Consider the following 18,881-nt stretch of genomic DNA (forward strand, 5'->3'; position numbering starts at 1 on the left):
CATGTATAATGCGAATTTGGATAAAATCACTGCTTGTCATTACAGCGTGTATATTTAGTTTGACCCTTCTAAATACGAAATATACCTTTTATTCACCAACCGTCAAACTCGAAAGCGCCAAAGTCGTTTATAAATTAGACAACGAACCTTTTAATGTAAGATTAGATGTGCCACTAGTGAATCAAATGGATGCTCCTACGCTTTTTAATGGCTGCGAAGTAACGAGTTTAGCAATGCTCTTACAATTCAATGGAAAGCGTGTAACGAAAAATGAGTTAGCGAATAATCTCCCAACAACACCAATCGAACAAAATGGTTTACACGGTAATCCGGATAAAGCATTTGTTGGGAGCATTAGCGGCGATAGCCCTGGTCTAGGCGTGAATCATGCTCCCATAGCTAATCTGGCTGCTAAATACGTTAATGAAGCACACGTCCACGATATTAGCGGGAATAGCATTCAAGACATCATTACTGTACTCAGCACAGGCGCACCAGTATGGATTATCACTACCACCGACTACCATGCACCCAAAAACTGGCAAACCGTCCAAACAAAAGAAGGTAAAAAGAAAATCACGTATTCGATGCACAGTGTGGTAATTACTGGGTTCGATAAAAACAATTTTTATATTAATGATCCATATGGACATAAAAACCGTGCCGTAAAAAGAAGTGTACTTGAAGAAGGCTGGTCTGCTATGGGCAAGCAAGCCATTTACCTAAGTCACCCATAAAAAAATCGTTTGAAAGCATATCTCATGCTCTCAAACGATTTTTTATATTTTCTTCTTAATAAATAGGACGACAGCAAGCGCGACAAGCACCACTCCAATAACAATCGGCCAAACCGAAAACGCATCTCCGGTAGAAGGAAGAAAGGAAGCAGTATTTGTACTTTCAAATGCGACAGCTGTACTTTCTCGGAAATAAATGAATCCAAGTGAAATGAAAACAGCAATACTAGCAACTAATTTTTTTGCAAAAACCATTCAGCTCGCTCCTTTTTGTATCATAACTATATTATTAGTCATTTGTTATTTTTTGTCAATGTATAGACCAATTTTAAACAAACGGCTATATATAATGCTTGACCTAGTATACATATTATTGTAAAATGAATTTGTTTCCTTGAAAAGTAGTGAAGGAGGATTGTACAATTAAATAGAAGCGCCAGAACTGATTGGGACGAAAATACTTGAAGGTGAAATCCCTGAAAAGTAAACAGTCAGTTGACGAGGAGGAGATTAATCGAAGTTTCGGCGGGAGTCTCCCGGCTGTGCATGCAGTCGTTAAGTCTTACTTACAAATCACTTGGGTGACCAAGTGGACAGAGTAGTAATGAAACATGTTTTTTACCCTCCAAGGAAACCAAAAAATGTAGAGGGCTTGAAATTGGATAAGTCTGCCCTCAAGTTAATTATTGGAGGAGTTTTACTATGTGTGGAATCGTTGGATATATTGGAACAAATAATGCAAAAGGCATTTTATTAGAAGGACTTGAAAAATTAGAATACCGCGGCTATGACTCTGCGGGAATCGCTTTGCAAAACAAAGACCTAGTAACAGTAGTTAAAGAAAAAGGACGGATTGCAGACCTTGCGAGCCTTGTACCAAGTGATGCATTCGGTACAACAGGAATCGGACATACACGCTGGGCAACGCACGGTAAACCAAATCACGAAAACGCCCACCCGCACCAAAGCAAATCTGGTCGTTTTACAATGGTTCATAACGGCGTAATCGAAAACTATACCCTTTTAAAAGAAGAATACTTAAAAAATCATTCATTTGTTAGTGATACGGATACAGAAGTAATCGTTCAGCTTATTGAACTCTTTGCAGCAGAACTTTCGACTAAAGAAGCATTCAAAAAAGCGTTATCGTTACTTCATGGTTCTTACGCGATCTGCTTAATTGACCAAACCGATACAGAAACACTATACGCAGCAAAAAACAAAAGCCCATTACTAATCGGAAAAGGCGAAAACTTCAACGTTATTGCAAGTGATGCAATGGCTGTTCTTAAAGAAACAGATGAATTCGTGGAAATTATGGATAAAGAAATCGTTATCGTTACAAAAGACGGTTTTACATTAGAAACATTAGAAGGGGAAGAAATTAGCCGCGCGAGCTACACTGCTGAATTAGATGCATCTGACATCGAAAAAGGCACATACCCGCACTATATGTTAAAAGAAATCGACGAACAACCAGCAGTAACACGTAAAATCATCCAAGCTTACCAAAACGAAGCTGGGGAAATCAATGTCGATCAAACAATCCTTGATGAAATTTTATCTTCTGACCGTATTCATATTGTCGCTTGTGGTACGAGCTATCATGCTGGTTTAGTCGGAAAAAATTTAATCGAAAAAATGGCGAAAATTCCTGTAGAAGTACATGTTTCTAGTGAATTTGGTTATAATTTACCGCTAATGTCTAAAAAGCCGTTATTCATTTTCATTACCCAAAGTGGGGAAACAGCTGATAGCCGCCAATGCCTTGTAAAAGTGAAAGAACTTGGTTACCGGACGCTGACATTAACGAACGTACCAGGCTCTACGCTTGACCGTGAAGCGGATCATTCGATGTATCTCTATGCTGGACCTGAAATTGCGGTTGCATCAACAAAAGCATATACCGCACAGATTTCGGTTTTAGCAGTACTTGCAGTTTCACTTGGTCGCGAAATTGGTGATGCTGAAGCGCTTAGCATTAATTTAGCTGCTGAATTAGGTATCGTTGCAACTGCAATGGAAGCAATGGTTTCTAGTAAAGAAGTTATCGAACATATTGCGGGCGAATACTTAGCGACTTCTCGTAACGCCTTCTTCTTAGGTAGAAACATCGATTATTTCGTAGCGATGGAAGCAGCACTTAAACTAAAAGAAATTTCATATATTCAAGCAGAAGGTTTTGCAAGTGGGGAATTAAAACATGGTACTATTGCGCTTATTGAAGACGGCACACCAGTTTTAGCGCTTATCACGCAAGAATCTATCAACTGGAATATTCGCGGAAATGTAAATGAAGTCTTAGCGCGTGGAGCAAAAACTTGTGTATTTGCAATGGAAAACGTTGCGCAACCAGGTGACCGCTTTGTTATTCCGCAAGTGCATCCATTATTAACACCACTAGCGAGCGTGATCCCGTGTCAATTATTAGCTTATTACGCAGCACTTCACCGTGACTGTGATGTCGATAAACCAAGAAACTTAGCAAAAAGTGTCACAGTAGAATAAAGTATTCAAGACCTTTTCGAAATTAGAAAAGGTCTTTTTTTATGTAATCAATAAATTTGCACGACGCCCTTGTTATACTATAAACTTAGAGAGGAATGGGGGAAATCAGCCAATGGAAGTATCAAACGTAACACTCGAACCAAATAAAGATAGCCGCCCCGCAGTTTTAACAATCGGCAAATTCGACGGGGTACATATCGGCCATCAGACCATTTTAAATACAGCCTTATCCATAAAAAAAGAAAATGAAATATTAACCGCTATTAGTTTCAGTCCACATCCGCTTTGGGCTTTAAAACAAATCGAAATATACCGCGAAATGCTCACACCAAGAATGGAAAAAGAACGTTGGCTCGCGCATTACGGTGTCGATCATTTAATCGAAACAGCATTCACACCTCGGTATGCGGAAACGACACCAGAAGAGTTTGTCAGAGACCATTTAACCAATTTGAATTTATCGCATATCGTCGTTGGTTCTGAATTTAATTTTGGGAAAGGGCGCGATTCTGACGTAGATTTACTCCGGGACCTATGCAAGCCCTATGATATTGGTGTCACATCTGTCCCGGTTATTGAAACAAATCAAACCAAAATAAGTTCCACCAACATTCGAGCGTTTATTCGGCGCGGTCATTTTCAAGAAGCGGAAGAGCTCTTAGGCCATCCGTGGTATATTACTGGAATTGTAGAAAATGGTGAGATGACTGGCTTAGATGATTACGTTCTCCCGGCAACAGGTACGTATCAAACAGACTCAGGAATAGTGAATGTAACGAACAATCGTACCATCGAAGTCGGATTGTCAGATGGACTTCAACAATTACATATGAAAAACGAACTTTCCGAGTAATTAGGAAAGTTTTTCTTTACATTTTATAAAATTAGTAATATACTAATTTAGTAAATTACTAAAAATTAAAAGGAGAAATCTTATGAAGATTCCAACTACCTTAAAACATAAACCAGTAATCGTTGTTGAAAATTATGAAGAAGTAGATGGCAAGAACGCTTACCATTCTGATGCGAAAGGACTTTCGCTCGGACTTGCACAGTGGAATGATCGGGGTAAAGTAGATATTTCAGCCAAAGTATGGCGTCATACTGGTGATAAATGGTCACGCCAATCCGAAGAACTTCCGCTACACCGTGTGCTTGATTTGGCCATTTTAATTGCTAGAACCAAAGTCCATTTCAAAGATGCTTACCGCTTACCTCATTTTTATGACAAAGAAAATCCTACGCTTGATCGCATCGGCTTGCAAGGAGATGCGCTGACTATTGCTGTTTGTGAAGATAACGAATATATCGATGAGGACATGCAATTGTTCGAACAAGTTTTAAAAAATGATGATGAACTCCTCAGCGAACGCCTCAAAACATTAAGCAAACTATTACAAGAAGCAGGTTATTAAGGACGTGAAATAATTGAATAAAGACAATCGTAAAGAACTAATTCGTGCATATAAAGAAAAATCTCCCGATGCCGGGGTTTACCGTTTTATCAGTACAAAAAGTGGTAAATCCTTAATTGATAACACAATGGATTTAAAAGGAATCGCCAATAAACTTGCTTTCGGAGTGAAAATTGGAGCGGGAAATATGCTACCACCAGAAATGGCAAAAGAAGCAAAGGAATATGGTATTGACACCATTCAATTTGAAATTCTTGAAAAAGTAGATATTAAGCCCGAAATGACAAAAGAAGATATTAAAGAAGAAAATGATGTACTCCTTAGTTTATGGCTAGAACGTGAAGATATCTGAGACCTTTCACTTGAAAGGTCTTTTTTTATTAAAATTGTACAATAAAAAGATAATTGCAATAAAATACACGAAATGTCTACATTTTCTAGCAAAATTAATGTTATACTAATAAATGACTATTTTAAAAGGGAGGTTTATATCATAATGAATCCAAGAAAATCAGAATTTGTTCTAACATTAATTGCAGGAATTACAGGTATTATTGCTGGTATTACTGGAATCGCGGGCGGAGGTTTACTTGCTGCTCTTTCTGGCAGTGAAGAATTATCTAACGCAACTGCGATGACTGCTGCTGACTCTGAAGCACTTGCTGCTGCAGGTGGTTTAACAGTAATTTTCTCTATAATTGCTTTAGTGCTTGGTATTGCTTTGATTGTTTTTGCTGTATTAATTAAACGCAATGCTAAAGTATTCGGTATCTTGACGCTAGTAGCTGGTGTTGTAGGTTTCTTCTTAGTAGGATTACTATGGATCGTTCCAGGTGTACTTGCTGTTATTGCAGGTATTATGTGCCTAGCGAGAAAAGTACCAACTGACACATTTAGCTAATCTTAATGCTAGACTGTAATAGGATGAGGAATCATTCTGTTGCAGTTTTTTTGATTTAAATAGTTCTCAAAAGATAATAAATTTATTTTAAAGTAAAACTGACAATTTATTTTGTCGGTTTTTTTGTGGTTATTATATAACTCTATTTCTTCAAACAAATAGAGCAGATGTGAAAAGTACTATTTCTACTATTTTCAATATTCATCAGTCAATAATAATATGATTTCACATTATCAGAGTGCTAAAATTAGACTTCGTTAGCTGTGTCCAGCTGTTAAATTGTGACGTTTTTTTGACAAAATTGTAAAAATGGATAAAAGTGTAACTTTATCCAAAAACGAGGTTGAATTCAAGTGGATTTCGATGATTTGGGATGTTTTGAAAATGTTGGAATTATCTTTTGAAACGCTTTTTTTTTGAGTTGTATTTTAATTGAAAATAAGTAATATCAATTACTTTCGTGTTTTTGAAACTTTGCTAATTAGATTTTTTATAGTAAATTATTTTCGTTTTTATTCGTGAAAATGTGTCAAAAATAATTACTTGAAAATGGAATGAAATACTGTTTTTGTGATATAAAACGTTCAAGAAATGTTCATAAATAGGAAATTTTGCTACTTAGGAAGGCGTTTTTGAGTGGCTGTTTAGCGTATAATTTTAGGAGTAATAAATATTACTGGAGGTTATACACGAATGAAAAAAGCGTTTCTATGCCTATCCGCTGTTGTTTTGTCATTAAATTTTGTGTGGGTTAACCCACTTTCTGGGTTGGCATCCAAAATCGAAACAACAAAATTGAAATCAACAATGGATACAAACCAACAAGTTAATTTGAAAAATAATGCAACCGATATTGTTACTTCGGAAGATTTAGGAGGGCAGACGTGGTTGATTAATGAAGTAAACAGACAATTAGCGCCTAAAAAGGTCGGTGTGGATTTAACATTTGACGATTTGGCTAAAATTAAGATCATTTCATTGAGTAATAAATCGCTTACTGGTGAAGTACCACCGGAGATTAAAAATTTAGTATCTCTTGAAAAATTGCTTTTATATTCTAATAAGCTATCAGGAGAGATTCCTGCTGAATTAGGGGAATTAACGAATTTATCAGAACTTCGATTAGACTACAATCAATTCACTGGAAAAATTCCTGATGGACTTGGAAAGATTTCGTCAATTGCGTTACAGAACAACGAACTGGTTGGCCAAATTCCTTTGAGCTTATACGAAAATCGAACAGGAACAAATGAAGTAAATGTATCAGGTAACCAAGTGACCATTAATAGTAGAGAGCCGGAACCAAGTATTTACTCCTACTCAACTTTTATTTATCCAGCGACTACACCTCAATATAGTGGGCATTTGACGGCAACAACCACTTATTTTAGCAACGTAACGAATGATACATTGCTTACTCCTTTTCTTTCTGGCAGTTCTACTTTTATTGATTTGCATGCGGAGTTTATGTTAGATAGGGAACTTTTTGAAGGTCATGAGGTAACAATTACAGATGAGTCTTCTGGTAAAATACTTTACGAAGGTGAGTTAAATTCTGACATTAGTATTTCTTTGAAAAGTTTCAGCTCAGGCTATCATAATATTCGAGTTGTACTTGATAATGCGCCGAACAACCCACAAAACCAAGTAACTTTTGGTATCAGCATGGCAAGTACGGTGGCTGGTGATTTGACAGTTAACTATGTAGATGAAGATGGAAAAACGATTCATGATCCACAGATAGTTAGTGGATTTGTAGGTGATGATTATGATGTAACAACGCCTGACTACGAATTAGTAATTGATGGGTACGAATTAGATACTTCCAAATTACCAACCAATGGGATGGGCACTTTTGACTACGCGCCACTATCTGTCACGTATGTCTATAAAAAAATGGAAGGCGCACCTGTCACAGTAAAATACGTAGATGAAAACGGCAACGAAATCACTACTTCTGACACTTTGACCGGAAAACTAGATGATTCTTATCACGCAAAAGCGAAAGAAATTACTGGATTTACATTAGATAATAGTAAGCTACCAGTCAATGCAAGCGGCGTTTTTGAAACAAATCCACAAACAGTCACCTACGTGTATAATGCAGTACCTGCAAAAATTAAAGCGCATGATTCCACGATTTACGTAGGAGATACATGGAGCGCAGAGGATAATTTTGATAGCGCAGTAAATTCTGTTGGAGCTGCAGTTTCCTTTGATGATGTAAAAGTAGAAGGGAAAGTAGACACGACAAAAGCAGGTGTTTATCCGGTTACTTATAGTTTTTCCGGGGAAGCTGTGACTATTAATGTAACTGTAAAAGCTAAAGTTATTCCAGCACCACCAGTAACACCTGTTCAACCAATTAATCCAGACCAACCAAACATTCCAAATACACCTAGCGTAGATCAGACTCACGTTGCAAAACCTGGAAATTTAAAGGTAACAAAGACACAACCTACAGTAGCAGGAAAAATAAAACTACCAACTACAGGGGATAATCTTTGGGATAGTGTGCTGTATAGTGTATTTGGTTTAATAGCAGTATGTGTCGCATTTAGTTTATTCTTCTGGCGTAAAAAGCAAAAGCATAGCTGAAATATATTAGAACTAGGCTGCCTATTTTAAAAGGGTAATGTGCTAAAGAGATACCAACTAAAAACGGTATACCAGCAAAAAATAACTTTACGTCCTATTCTGAATTAAAGAAAGCAAAATAATATTTTTATGATTGAAAGGTACTATGGATGTGATAGTAAATACAAAACTGCATATCGTGGCTATAAAGTTTGAATGTTAATATGCGTTGCTTGTAGCAATGGACGAGTTCTCATACAATAGTGATAACAACTGGAAGAAAGGTGGGTATCTCTAATGTTAAACGAAAATATTAAAGCAATCAGGAAATCAAAAGGACTTTCGCAAGAAGAAATTGCCATCAAACTGAATGTGGTGCGACAAACAATCTCTAAATGGGAGCAAGGATTGTCAGTTCCTGATTCTGATATGTTAATCTCCATATCGGAAGTGCTTGAAACACCAGTAAGCACTTTGCTTGGAGAAACTGTTATGGTTTCAAAGGTTGATGACGTAAAAGCGATCTCCGAAAAACTGGAGATTATAAACTTACAGCTTGCACAAAGAAAGACCGCCAGACGAAAAATGCTTTATTGGCTATTTGTCTCGTTGTGTGCCGTTATAGCAATAATTTCTTCGGTCTTTATAATACTAAATAGTCCTTACTTAGGTTGGGATTATAGTGACCCTGAAACTAGCGTTATCGGAGTAGCTTTTCATACATTTGAATGGTTGTTTGTCAGATTAGCACCGATTATCCTTATAGGAGGAGTCGTTGGGATTTTTTTAACGCGGAAGAACGTATAAAAGCGTACTATCTTGGATGCTTTTAGGGATGAGTCAGACTTCAAAATTACTGTTTGTAAAAAGGAACGGAATCAAAGCACCAAACCCATATTGTCAAACAACCGAACGGGGCTAGACAATTGATTCTACGTACCGAATTGATTATTTGGCCTCACATATTGCGCGTATGCAAGAAGCCATTGAAGAAGGTTGTGACATAAACGTTTATCTAATTTAGTGAATAATAGCTCTTTATTCAACACGTGAAGGTTTCGAGAAAAGATATGGCTTTGTTGATGTTGATAAAGATAATAGCTATAAACGTTTGAAGAAGAAAAGTTTCTATTGGTATAAAAAAGTAATTGAAACTAATGGAAATGATTTAAGTTATTAAATTAATATCAATCTCATATATCCAAAGAGTCCTTATCAATCCGGTAAGGGCTTTTTTTGTTGACCAAAAATTCTTCTTCTACAAGTTCGGTTAGTAAATTGGATATGTTTGGCTGCGTTGTGCGGCAATATCTTGCAAGAACTGACTGATTGATAAAGTTTGGTAATACAATTTCATTTCTTTCTTCATCTTCAGTGCCCATCTCTACCGCAAGATTTTCTAAAGCCATGTAAATCCGTTCTTTCGGCGTTTTTGCAATCATACCAAGAAGCGCATAGTGACGAGCAAAAACGTCAGCAATACTTGTTAAGAGAAAATCATTTACATCAGGTTTAATCGATAATATGTTGAGTAAAAAGTCAGCATCTATTTTATAGAGCATCAAATGTTCACTCATGACCGTAATACTATGCTTTTTTTTCGGATAAGAGGAAAATGCATCAATTCCTAAAACATTATATGGAAGAACAAAGATGGAAATGTAGTTCGTTTTTCTTAAATTATCCTCTAATTCAACTGCAGCATAACCTTCCACGATAAAAAAGATACTTTTCGCTTTTTCATCTTCAAAAATTATTTTTTCATTTACGGTATAGGTTTTCTTCGTTACATATTTATAGTAGTCTGGAAATTCTTTTAAATATCCAAGTACGGTATCAAATTTCTCTGGCATTATAGTGCCCCCTTATATTTGAATAATTACCACTTTATTATACGCTATTTCTTTAAAAAAAATATTATGAACAGTTTGTGACGTTATCTAGATTGGCTTATTGTATACATTTTTAATTAAAAAAATTTTTTAAGCAATAAAAAACGCATTTTAGATATATGTAATGTATAAATGAAGCGATTTTCCTTTGATATAGTACATTCATAGCCAGTGTGACCCAGGTGGTACGGTGATACGGACAGACAGGCGAAAGGAGGAAATTATGAAGTTTGATGATAGTAAACCCATTTATAAACAAATCGTTCATTATATTCATACAGAAATTGTTACAGGAATTTACAATGCTGGTGACAAGCTACTATCTGTAAGAGAGTTAGCAACAAAGTTAGAAGTAAATCCGACAACCATCCAGCGAGCTTATGCAGAACTGGAAGAAACGGAAATTATTTACACCGTTCGAGGTACTGGTAAATATTTGACAGAAGATAAGAGGAGAATTGAGCAATTGGAAAATGACATCGCAAAACAACTTACCGAAAATTTTATTAGTGAAATGAGTAAATTAGGAATTAATAAAGAAAAAATTATCGCTTGGGTGAAAAAAGTAGAGGAGGTAGAAGTAAATGTTAGTGGGAAATAATATCGCTAAATCCTATCCAAATAAATTAGTCTTACAAAATGTAGACTTCGAAGCAAAACCAGGCGACATGATCGTGCTCACTGGTGAAAATGGTAGCGGGAAAACGACCTTGCTAGATATGTTAGCAAGCTTGAAGAAACCGGATAGTGGCACATTGGAATTAGACAATGAAGTATTTACTACTAATGATATCCGCCAGCAAATCGCTTATTTAAATAATGAACTTTACGCTAAAAAAAGTACTACTATAGAAGATTATATGAAACAACATGGTTTGCTTTTTGAAAATATGGAGTTAGATAAGTGGGACCGATTACTTGCTGGATGGCGAATTAACAAACGACTAAAACTTGGCGAACTATCAACAGGTATGTTAATGAAAGTGAAAATTGGTAGTGTGTTAGCAAGAAAAGCCAAATTGTATCTTTATGATGAACCTTTTGCGAGTATCGATATTATGGCTCGTTCAGAAGTAATGAAAGCTATTATTAGCGAAACAAATCCAGATGCTATCACGATTATTTCTTCCCACCATTTAGAAGGAACCGAAAAATTATATAGCAAACTGTGGTTAATTAAAGATAACACGTTAAAAACTATTGAAACAGAAACTTATCGCGAGGAAACAGGCAACGCATTAATCGATTTCTATAAGGAGGAAATGAACAAATGACAAAAATGATTACTTTTTATTTAAAACAAATCAGTCCTATTCTTTTGATTGGACTTGCAATTATCTTGGGGCTGAACTTTCTAGGGTTCACGATGAATCTGCTTGAGGGAACGGATTTGCTTTTTAGAGCAATTCGAGGAACGACGGTAATGAGCCTAATTCTAGTGCTTATCACTACTTGGAAAATCACGAAACTCGACACATCGAAAGAAAATGTAACACTTGCTTCTCTTTCTGGATTTTCAGAAACAAAGAAATTTTTCGGAAAACTATTTGCTGCTTATTTATCAGCAATTACTGTAATTTTACTTCAAAGTGCCTTTATTTGGTATTACGGTTTTGAAACAGGACGTATGGAAGCAGGCGATGCGTTATCGTTTGTTTCTGGAACGTTGATGATGTTTTTATTTATCGCTATGTTTGTTTGTTACTTTGTTATTCCGGTAGGGTGGTTAAAAGATCACGTGAAGGCGAGTTCTCTTCAAAAAGCGGCAGTTATTCTCCTTCTCTTTGCTATCCTAATTGTCAATTTACTAGCTGAATACTACTTGCATATTTATAACGGCCCTGGAATCATTTCCATTTTACCTAATGGACACTTTGATATTTCCCTTCTATCTATTGTTTGGAATGTAGGCTTATGTTCAGTTATTGCAGGCAGTTACATCTATATGAAATCTAAAAAAATGGATACTATTTGAAAGTAGGAGAGTAAATGTTAGAAATTAAACACCTTAAAAAATCTTATAAGTTAGGAAAGAAAAACGAAACACCAGTTTTGAAAGATATTAATGTGACCATTCAAGACGGAGAATTTGCAGCAATTATAGGAAAAAGTGGTAGTGGGAAGTCTACGTTGCTAAATATTATTAGTGGACTTGACACTGATTATGAAGGGAAAGTTTTATACAATGGAGAAGATTTACAGGATATTGATTTAGATGCCTATCATTTTAATCATATCGGCTTTATTTTTCAAAGCTTTCATCTAGTCAATCATATGTCTGTTATTGAAAATGTAAAAGTTCCATTATATTTGAATCCTGAATTAGCAGAAAGCGATCGAAATGCGAGAGCGCTTGATTTGCTGAAACAAGTGGGGCTAGAAGACTTTGCTAGCAAAAAACCAACACAACTATCTGGTGGACAAAAGCAAAGGGTAGCGATTGCAAGGTCTCTCGCTAATAATCCAGATATGATTATAGCCGATGAACCAACTGGAGCACTGGATAGTGTTACTTCAGATGAAATTATTAAACTGCTTAAGGATTTGGCCGCAAAAGGGACAACCGTAATAGTTGTAACCCATGATTTAAACATTGCAGACCAAACTGATGCGGTATTACGCCTAGCAGATGGAGAAGTAATTTCATTTGAAAGAAAAAAAGAAGTTGTCCAAAAAGTTACCCACAAAAACGAAAAAAAGTTAAGACTAAACTGGTGGGCTACTGCAAAAATTTCTTTTAAAAGTTTTTTCAATAGAAAATTCCGAAATTTGCTCGTAGCACTTGGCACCTCGATTGGAATTATCGCTATTTTATTAGCATTTGGGCTTGGAAATGGAGTAAATCAAAGTCTTTCAAAGATTTTTGGGACAACTTTTTCACCCAATCAGATTACGACTTATTATAAAGAAGATGGTGGCTCGAAATCACCTGAACCTACCACTCCATTAACGAGTAGTGAGATCAAGAAAATTAAGCAACTGTATGAAGATGAAAATATTACAGAAATATATGAACGCACTACTGTCCAAGGCATTAAATTTGAATACGATGGCGAATACTTGAAAGGTATTTCTGGTGAAATGCAAGAAGCCAACTTTAAGCCATCACGCTATGAAGATTTAACCGTCAAAGATGAGTATCTTCTAAGCGGGAAAATGGTGACAAGTGATGAAACCGGAGCAGTCATCCCGTCAAGTGTAGCAAGAGCTATTCTTGGAAAAAAGGATTCTGATGAATTAACAAAAAGTGATGGTGATAAACTCATTGGTAAAAAAATAACCTTAGTTTATGCCGGAAGAAACAGTGACACAAAAAATACGGTTAAAACAGAAACAATTATATCCGGTATTACCAACCCATCTAAGGAAGGTTTTGCTAGAGGATTTGATGTTTCCACAAAAACAATGAACGACTTTATTAAAACAACTGGTATTGAAAAACCGATTTTATCTGTAGATGCATTCACAAAAACGACAGCAGAAGCAGAAGAAATCGTGGAGAAATATGAGGATGACAAAGACTGGGCGAATTATTCGATTACTAACGCGAATGCTTTCGTAGATACATTTAGCCAGTTTACCGATATTATTGTGTACTTGATTGCCTTTATTGCAGGTCTTTCGCTTGCAGTTGCTGGCGTGATGATTGCTATCGTGCTTTATATCGGTGTGGTGGAACGAACAAGAGAAATCGGTGTATTCCGAGCGATTGGTTATCGTAAACGCCATATTCGCGGACTTTTCATGATGGAAGCAAGTTATATTATTATTTTAGCTAATGTGCTATCAAGTCTTGTCGCCATGACAATTGCAAAAATAGCCAGTCCCATTTTAGAAACGAAAATTGGCTTTGAAGATATGATTCACATTTCGTTCTGGAATTTCCTTGTTACACTCGCAATAACAATTACTATTGGCTTTATTTTCTCGATTTATCCAAGTAATAAAGCAGCAAAATTAGATGCAGCAGAAGCTTTAAGATCAGAATGACCCAACTAACAGAAAAGAGGAATTTAACATGAAAAAACCACTAAAAATCAGCTTAATCGTCGTAGGAATCGCAGTAGTCATATTTGCAGGAGTGATGCTATCCTACCGTTTTATTAAATCAATGGACGTTACTGAAAATGCCGAAATAAATAAATCAGCTACAGGAGATCATGTATTACTGGCAACTCAAGGTAGTAAATTCAAAGACAGTGTAATGGACCAAGTGAAAAAAGACATGGAAGGCAAAAACGTACATGTTTCGATTATCGATACAACAAAACTAGACAAAGTAAAAGCAGATGATTATGACAAAGTTGTTCTATTCACCACAGTGCAGTCCGATGATATTCCAGAAAACGTAACCACTTTTATGAATGATAATAAAGATAAAAGTATCCATATTGCGGTAACAGCAGATTCTGGGCGCTGGGATGATAAACCGAAAGATATTGATGCAATTTCCGAAGCATCGAAAGCAGAAAATAAACAAGATTTCGTGGACGATTTGACAAAAGCAATTGTGGCGGAATAAGACTAACAGAAACACCCATCCTTAGGTAGTGGCTCATAAGAAAGTATATGAACTTATTGATAGTGACAGCTAACAAACAGATAATGTAAAAAGCGTAATATGATGGAATTAGAATTCCTCGTATTGCGCTTTTATTTTTTGAATTATTTTTCCTTGTTATAATTTTGCCGCATCTCGTATGGTTTGCGAGTTTATTGAGAACATACAATTAGTTAGTCAATACATTTTTATTATTGTCACTTATAGTAATACGGCGCCAATGTGCGCCTCTACCGAACTATATGAACATTTCCTTATGAGCACCTACCATTTGGTGGGTGTTTTTTGGAAAATAAATCCATAATAGCTTTCTCCTTTCGTAACCACGGTTACAGACGAAATCACAAAAGCTATCTATACTAAAGTTAGATTTTAGATAAATTAGAGGAGATGGTCATAATGAGCGTTTTAAACATTGAAGGAGCAAAATTATCGTATCAGAAAGTCGGACAAGGTCCTATTCTTATTTTTATACCGGGAGCAAATGGAACTGGAGATATCTTTTTACCACTGGCAGAGCAATTGAAAACATCTTTTTCTGTTGTAATGGTAGATCGTCGTGGGTATGGGGACAGTGAGTTAACAGCAGCTATACCGGAGCGCGCTAGTCATGCATATGATGATTACCGAGTGACTAGAGATGCTGCTGATATTGCTGCACTCGCAAAAGCGTTAAGCGACGAGCCTGTTTATATTTTAGGGTCAAGCTCTGGTTCGATTGTTGCTATGCATGTCTTGAAAAATCACCCAGAAGTTGTTAAAAAAATAGCCTTTCATGAGCCACCAATCAATACATTCTTACCAGATTCGGAGATGTGGCAAGAAGCGAATGAAAAGATTGTACAAACTGCCCTAACTAAAAATATGGCTGAAGCAATGCAACTTTTTGGCGAAACACTTCATATTGCCCCCATTGACGCAGAAAGCATGTCGAAACCAGCCGTAACAATAGACGAAGTGACAAAAGATTCAACCACGCAACAAATGAAATACTGGTTCACTTATGAAATCCGCCAATATACTAGCTCTAATATATCTTTAGACGATTTCAAACCATATGTTCATCAGATTACGTTACTTAATGGTACCGATTCAAAAGGCTCATTCCCACAAGATGTTAATGCCTTTATAGCCAAACAGCTCGGATTAACTATCGTGGATATTCCAGGCGGTCATTTAGGTTATATTCAAAAACCAGCCGGATTTGCTAAAGTACTTTTGTCAATCTGGGGATAAAAATAAAAAATTCTGCTAAAGGTTAAATTTAGCAGAATTTTTTTGATGCAGTCGTAATTGCTATTTAAAAGAAAGTGGTCTATGCTTATCGTTAAAAGTAACTTTCATTTTAGAGGAGAAGCAAAATGAACATTCGAACTGAATTACAAAATAGCCAATTATGCGAAGGATTAACAGAAGCTCAATTAAACGAACTGATGAATAAAATTACGGTTAAAGAAAAGCACTATAAAAATAATGAGATTTTATTTTATACAGACGAAGTAACGAAAGTATATATTTTAGTTAAAGGAAATGCGGCCATTGCTAAAAATACAAGTAGCGGTAAGCGGATTCTAGGTAAAAATGTCACAGAACCTGGAGAACTGGCTGGGGAGATTTATTATTTCTCGCATCGCAATCCATTTTGGGACTATGTAATCGTGCTTGAACCGACAACAGTATTAGAAATTAGCAGCATCGACCAAGAAACTCTTCAAACCTTAGATTTAGCTTTACAAAACCAACTATTAGTCAATTTATTAAAAAGTGTTACTAGAAAATTTGAATATATAGGTGAAAAGGTACGAATGGTTTCAGAAGACTCTGTTCGTGCAAAAATAAGCAATTATTTATTTGGCATCCAAGACGATGATGGCAGTATCGAATTAACAGAAACAAGAGAAGAAATTGCCGACTATCTTGATATTACAAGACCTTCACTTTCGAGAGAACTTGGCAGAATGCAAAAAGAAAATATTATTCGTATCGAAGGAAGTAGCGTTATTATTTTAGATGCGATTATATTTGATACTTTTATTGAGTAACTAGTAACCAGCGTTACATCTTTTCGTATGCGGTAATGGTAAGCTATTCGTATTAAAAGAATGAATACGGAGGAGATTAGATGTTATTAACTAGAAACGAACCTTTTACCGCAGAAAAAATACAAGCAAAGACAGACATCCTTGAGCTAGTTCAATTTGAACGATTTTGTCGCGACAATGCACTTTGGGATGAAATGGAAACTTGCTTTACAAAAGATTCAAACGTAAAAATTTCATGGTTTCAAGGGACTGGCCATGGCTTTATTGAAGCATCAAAGAAAATGACCAATCCTGCGCCACATAAAATATATAATACGCAAGTTTGGATTAATAACGATCGAGCTGTGGCAATTATGCAAGCCACTATCCAAACACGCACCATCATTAATGGAGTAGAAATGGAACTCAATTCTGACGCCAAATTAGTCACACGAGTTGAGCGAATCGAAGGCAGATGGTATATTAATGCGTTTGAAGGAGTTTATGAGAAAGACTCGTTGATGCCAATCATTCCCAGTAAACTTGCAGATGTTCCTGCTGAGTTGTTAGCTAATTTTAGAAAAAGCTATGCTTGCCTAGCACTTTCATTAACATTAAACGGTTATGAGATTGATAATAATCTTCCCGGCATTGATCGCCCGGAGCAAGTGGCTCAATTTTTCAAAGAAGCTGATGAGTGGTTGCTCCAATAATTTAAAAAGGATAGCTAGTTTTTACTAGCTATCCTTTCAGACTGTAGACAAAGTGAGAAATCATTTTATCTACAGTCTTTTTTGTTTTATAATAATGTTAAGGCTTACATAAAACAACGAGGTGATTAAAATGCTTTCTAAACATCAACAACAGGCGCGAAATCAATTAATAGCCATCTCTTTAGATGATTTGGTCCCAGAGGACCATTTAGTAAGAAAAATAGATAAGGTGATTAATTTTGATTTTATCTACCCATTAGTAGAACATACTTATTCTCATACAGGAAGACCTAGTGTAGACCCGGTAGTTCTTATAAAGCTAGTACTCATCCAATATCTTTTTGGCATCCGTTCCATGCGCCAAACTATAAAAGAAGTAGAAACGAACATGGCTTACCGCTGGTTTTTAGGATATGATTTCAATCAAAAAATCCCTCACTTCTCTACTTTTGGTAAAAATTACGTGCGACGTTTTGCAGAAACAGAGGTGTTCGAACACATTTTTTATCGCATTTTAAAACAAGCCATGGAGGCTGGTTTAGTGGACCCTGACGTTGCGTTTGTGGACTCTACCCATGTGAAAGCCAATGCGAATAAACACAAATTTCATAAAAAATTGATTCGAAAAGAAACACGCGTTTATCAAGAAGTACTAGAAGATGAAATTAATGTCAGCCGAGTTGCCGAAGGAAAAAAGCCATTCGCCAGGAAAGAAAGTCAGGAGGAGAAAGAAAGCAAAATAAGTGATACGGATCCCGAAAGCGGCTACTATGTCAAAGGAGAACGGGAAAAACAATTTGCTTATTCTTTCCATACGGCTTGTGATACCAATGGTTTTATTCTAGGTTCCATTGTCACTCCAGGTAATATTCATGATAGCCAACAATTGATTCCACTTATTGAAAAATTAAAAAACACCCTTTCTACCCCTTTGGTGGTCGTTGCAGATGCTGGATATAAAACACCCATTATCGCTAAATACCTTTGGAGTCAAGGAATAGAAGCGGTGCTTCCGTATACTCGACCAAAAGGAAAAGAAGGCTTATTTTCGAAACGAGCGTTTCTCTATGACCATTATTTAGACAGTTATCTTTGTCCAAATGAGGCATTGTTATCCTATGTTCGTACTACAAGAGATGGTTATCGTCTTTATAAATCTAATTCACTTCACTGTAGTAGTTGCGCTCTCTTAAAGGATTGCACGCAAAATAAACAAAAAGAAAAAATGATTTTACGACATCTTTGGGAGCCTTACTTAGAAGTTTCGGAGGAACTGCGCTACACAGAACAGCATAAAAAATGGTATAGACGCAGGAAAGAAACCATCGAAAGATGTTTTGCGGATGCCAAAGAAAAGCATGGTATGAGATGGACTACTTATCGCGGACTTGCAAAAGTAACCCTCCAAGCGATGCTTACTTTTGCAGCCATGAACCTGAAAAAAATGGCTAATTGGCTATGGAAAAAGGCGGTGCCTTTTTATTTTTTTGACTTTAAACAGAAAAAAACGGTCCTTCTCAAATATTAAAGCTTGAGAAGGACCGTTTTTCTACAGT

19 protein-coding genes and 2 pseudogenes are annotated in these 18,881 nt (G+C 36.2%); 19 read left to right on the top strand and 2 right to left on the bottom strand.

Annotation, left to right across the window (positions count from 1 at the left end; translation table 11 throughout):
- The first annotated feature begins 8 nt into the window (after window positions 1-8).
- Window positions 9-737, top strand: coding sequence for a C39 family peptidase (locus tag LMOATCC19117_RS03855; protein WP_003731042.1), 729 nt, complete (start codon window positions 9-11; stop codon window positions 735-737).
- Between the two features lie 42 nt (window positions 738-779).
- Here the strand turns inward: LMOATCC19117_RS03855 and LMOATCC19117_RS03860 are convergent, their stop codons facing one another.
- Window positions 780-992, bottom strand: a complete 213-nt coding sequence (locus tag LMOATCC19117_RS03860; RefSeq protein WP_003724458.1) for an LPXTG cell wall anchor domain-containing protein — start codon at window positions 990-992, stop codon at window positions 780-782.
- A 447-nt stretch (window positions 993-1,439) separates the two neighbouring features.
- Between LMOATCC19117_RS03860 and glmS the strand changes: the two genes are divergently transcribed.
- The 8 genes and pseudogenes from glmS to LMOATCC19117_RS14735 form a co-directional block, all read left to right on the top strand.
- Window positions 1,440-3,245, top strand: a complete 1,806-nt coding sequence (glmS, locus tag LMOATCC19117_RS03870) for a glutamine--fructose-6-phosphate transaminase (isomerizing) (protein WP_003727189.1) — start codon at window positions 1,440-1,442, stop codon at window positions 3,243-3,245.
- Window positions 3,246-3,357: 112 nt separating this feature from the next.
- Window positions 3,358-4,098, top strand: a complete 741-nt coding sequence (locus LMOATCC19117_RS03875; protein ID WP_003734916.1) for an FAD synthetase family protein — start codon at window positions 3,358-3,360, stop codon at window positions 4,096-4,098.
- 82 nt (window positions 4,099-4,180) lie between these two features.
- The gene (locus LMOATCC19117_RS03880) at window positions 4,181-4,660 is read left to right on the top strand and encodes a DUF6530 family protein (protein ID WP_003727187.1); all 480 of its coding nucleotides are present in this window, start codon (window positions 4,181-4,183) and stop codon (window positions 4,658-4,660) included.
- A 13-nt stretch (window positions 4,661-4,673) separates the two neighbouring features.
- Window positions 4,674-5,012 (top strand): GIY-YIG nuclease family protein, encoded by a 339-nt coding sequence (locus LMOATCC19117_RS03885; protein ID WP_003724462.1) that lies wholly within the window; start codon window positions 4,674-4,676, stop codon window positions 5,010-5,012.
- Between the two features lie 144 nt (window positions 5,013-5,156).
- Complete coding sequence (locus LMOATCC19117_RS03890; protein WP_003721851.1) at window positions 5,157-5,561, top strand: DUF4064 domain-containing protein; 405 nt, start codon at window positions 5,157-5,159, stop codon at window positions 5,559-5,561.
- Window positions 5,562-6,254: 693 nt separating this feature from the next.
- Complete coding sequence (locus LMOATCC19117_RS03895; protein WP_003724464.1) at window positions 6,255-8,159, top strand: MucBP domain-containing protein; 1,905 nt, start codon at window positions 6,255-6,257, stop codon at window positions 8,157-8,159.
- A 276-nt stretch (window positions 8,160-8,435) separates the two neighbouring features.
- Complete coding sequence (locus tag LMOATCC19117_RS03900; RefSeq protein WP_003724465.1) at window positions 8,436-8,945, top strand: helix-turn-helix domain-containing protein; 510 nt, start codon at window positions 8,436-8,438, stop codon at window positions 8,943-8,945.
- A gap of 55 nt (window positions 8,946-9,000) precedes the next feature.
- A pseudogene (locus LMOATCC19117_RS14735) lies at window positions 9,001-9,318 on the top strand (family 1 glycosylhydrolase); the annotation flags it as partial.
- Window positions 9,319-9,331: 13 nt separating this feature from the next.
- Here the strand turns inward: LMOATCC19117_RS14735 and LMOATCC19117_RS03905 are convergent.
- The gene (locus LMOATCC19117_RS03905; RefSeq protein WP_003731226.1) at window positions 9,332-9,991 is read right to left on the bottom strand and encodes a Crp/Fnr family transcriptional regulator; all 660 of its coding nucleotides are present in this window, start codon (window positions 9,989-9,991) and stop codon (window positions 9,332-9,334) included.
- A gap of 262 nt (window positions 9,992-10,253) precedes the next feature.
- Here LMOATCC19117_RS03905 and LMOATCC19117_RS03910 point away from each other — a divergent pair, with 262 nt between their 5' ends.
- From LMOATCC19117_RS03910 to LMOATCC19117_RS03955, 10 genes and pseudogenes are all read left to right on the top strand, one after another.
- On the top strand, window positions 10,254-10,631 hold the full coding sequence (locus LMOATCC19117_RS03910) for a GntR family transcriptional regulator (RefSeq protein WP_003724467.1): 378 nt from the start codon (window positions 10,254-10,256) through the stop codon (window positions 10,629-10,631).
- The gene (locus LMOATCC19117_RS03915) at window positions 10,615-11,304 is read left to right on the top strand and encodes an ABC transporter ATP-binding protein (protein ID WP_003724468.1); all 690 of its coding nucleotides are present in this window, start codon (window positions 10,615-10,617) and stop codon (window positions 11,302-11,304) included. Before LMOATCC19117_RS03910 ends, LMOATCC19117_RS03915 begins: the two co-directional genes overlap by 17 nt.
- Window positions 11,301-12,005 carry a hypothetical protein gene (locus tag LMOATCC19117_RS03920; RefSeq protein WP_003724469.1) on the top strand — a complete coding sequence of 235 codons (705 nt, stop codon included), beginning with the start codon at window positions 11,301-11,303 and terminating at the stop codon, window positions 12,003-12,005. The genes LMOATCC19117_RS03915 and LMOATCC19117_RS03920 overlap by 4 nt, the downstream gene beginning before the upstream one ends.
- 14 nt (window positions 12,006-12,019) lie before the next feature.
- A complete protein-coding gene (locus LMOATCC19117_RS03925; RefSeq protein WP_003724470.1) occupies window positions 12,020-14,020 on the top strand; it encodes an ATP-binding cassette domain-containing protein in 2,001 nt (666 codons plus the stop codon).
- A 28-nt stretch (window positions 14,021-14,048) separates the two neighbouring features.
- Window positions 14,049-14,552 (top strand): hypothetical protein, encoded by a 504-nt coding sequence (locus tag LMOATCC19117_RS03930; protein WP_003731229.1) that lies wholly within the window; start codon window positions 14,049-14,051, stop codon window positions 14,550-14,552.
- 142 nt (window positions 14,553-14,694) lie between these two features.
- Window positions 14,695-14,895: pseudogene (locus LMOATCC19117_RS03935) on the top strand (hypothetical protein); the annotation flags it as partial.
- Between the two features lie 95 nt (window positions 14,896-14,990).
- Window positions 14,991-15,827: an alpha/beta fold hydrolase gene (locus tag LMOATCC19117_RS03940; RefSeq protein ID WP_003724472.1), complete on the top strand. Its 837-nt coding sequence runs from the start codon at window positions 14,991-14,993 to the stop codon at window positions 15,825-15,827.
- 125 nt (window positions 15,828-15,952) lie between these two features.
- The gene (locus LMOATCC19117_RS03945) at window positions 15,953-16,633 is read left to right on the top strand and encodes a Crp/Fnr family transcriptional regulator (protein WP_003734914.1); all 681 of its coding nucleotides are present in this window, start codon (window positions 15,953-15,955) and stop codon (window positions 16,631-16,633) included.
- Between the two features lie 80 nt (window positions 16,634-16,713).
- Entirely contained in the window at window positions 16,714-17,325 is a 612-nt protein-coding gene (locus LMOATCC19117_RS03950; protein ID WP_003724474.1) for a nuclear transport factor 2 family protein, read from the top strand.
- Window positions 17,326-17,455: 130 nt separating this feature from the next.
- Window positions 17,456-18,853: an IS1182 family transposase gene (locus tag LMOATCC19117_RS03955; RefSeq protein WP_003735019.1), complete on the top strand. Its 1,398-nt coding sequence runs from the start codon at window positions 17,456-17,458 to the stop codon at window positions 18,851-18,853.
- The last annotated feature ends 28 nt before the right edge of the window (window positions 18,854-18,881 follow it).

Source organism: Listeria monocytogenes ATCC 19117, assembly GCF_000307025.1.
GTDB classification, from domain to species: Bacteria; Bacillota; Bacilli; order Lactobacillales; family Listeriaceae; genus Listeria; species Listeria monocytogenes_B.

Coding starts and splice junctions, on each gene's coding strand:
- LMOATCC19117_RS03855 (WP_003731042.1), top strand. CDS start 9: ATGCGAATTTGGATAAAATCACTGCTTGTCATTACAGCGTGTATATTT.
- LMOATCC19117_RS03860 (WP_003724458.1), bottom strand. CDS start 992: ATGGTTTTTGCAAAAAAATTAGTTGCTAGTATTGCTGTTTTCATTTCA.
- glmS (WP_003727189.1), top strand. CDS start 1,440: ATGTGTGGAATCGTTGGATATATTGGAACAAATAATGCAAAAGGCATT.
- LMOATCC19117_RS03875 (WP_003734916.1), top strand. CDS start 3,358: ATGGAAGTATCAAACGTAACACTCGAACCAAATAAAGATAGCCGCCCC.
- LMOATCC19117_RS03880 (WP_003727187.1), top strand. CDS start 4,181: ATGAAGATTCCAACTACCTTAAAACATAAACCAGTAATCGTTGTTGAA.
- LMOATCC19117_RS03890 (WP_003721851.1), top strand. CDS start 5,157: ATGAATCCAAGAAAATCAGAATTTGTTCTAACATTAATTGCAGGAATT.
- LMOATCC19117_RS03895 (WP_003724464.1), top strand. CDS start 6,255: ATGAAAAAAGCGTTTCTATGCCTATCCGCTGTTGTTTTGTCATTAAAT.
- LMOATCC19117_RS03900 (WP_003724465.1), top strand. CDS start 8,436: ATGTTAAACGAAAATATTAAAGCAATCAGGAAATCAAAAGGACTTTCG.
- LMOATCC19117_RS03905 (WP_003731226.1), bottom strand. CDS start 9,991: ATGCCAGAGAAATTTGATACCGTACTTGGATATTTAAAAGAATTTCCA.
- LMOATCC19117_RS03910 (WP_003724467.1), top strand. CDS start 10,254: ATGAAGTTTGATGATAGTAAACCCATTTATAAACAAATCGTTCATTAT.
- LMOATCC19117_RS03915 (WP_003724468.1), top strand. CDS start 10,615: ATGTTAGTGGGAAATAATATCGCTAAATCCTATCCAAATAAATTAGTC.
- LMOATCC19117_RS03920 (WP_003724469.1), top strand. CDS start 11,301: ATGACAAAAATGATTACTTTTTATTTAAAACAAATCAGTCCTATTCTT.
- LMOATCC19117_RS03925 (WP_003724470.1), top strand. CDS start 12,020: ATGTTAGAAATTAAACACCTTAAAAAATCTTATAAGTTAGGAAAGAAA.
- LMOATCC19117_RS03930 (WP_003731229.1), top strand. CDS start 14,049: ATGAAAAAACCACTAAAAATCAGCTTAATCGTCGTAGGAATCGCAGTA.
- LMOATCC19117_RS03940 (WP_003724472.1), top strand. CDS start 14,991: ATGAGCGTTTTAAACATTGAAGGAGCAAAATTATCGTATCAGAAAGTC.
- LMOATCC19117_RS03945 (WP_003734914.1), top strand. CDS start 15,953: ATGAACATTCGAACTGAATTACAAAATAGCCAATTATGCGAAGGATTA.
- LMOATCC19117_RS03950 (WP_003724474.1), top strand. CDS start 16,714: ATGTTATTAACTAGAAACGAACCTTTTACCGCAGAAAAAATACAAGCA.
- LMOATCC19117_RS03955 (WP_003735019.1), top strand. CDS start 17,456: ATGCTTTCTAAACATCAACAACAGGCGCGAAATCAATTAATAGCCATC.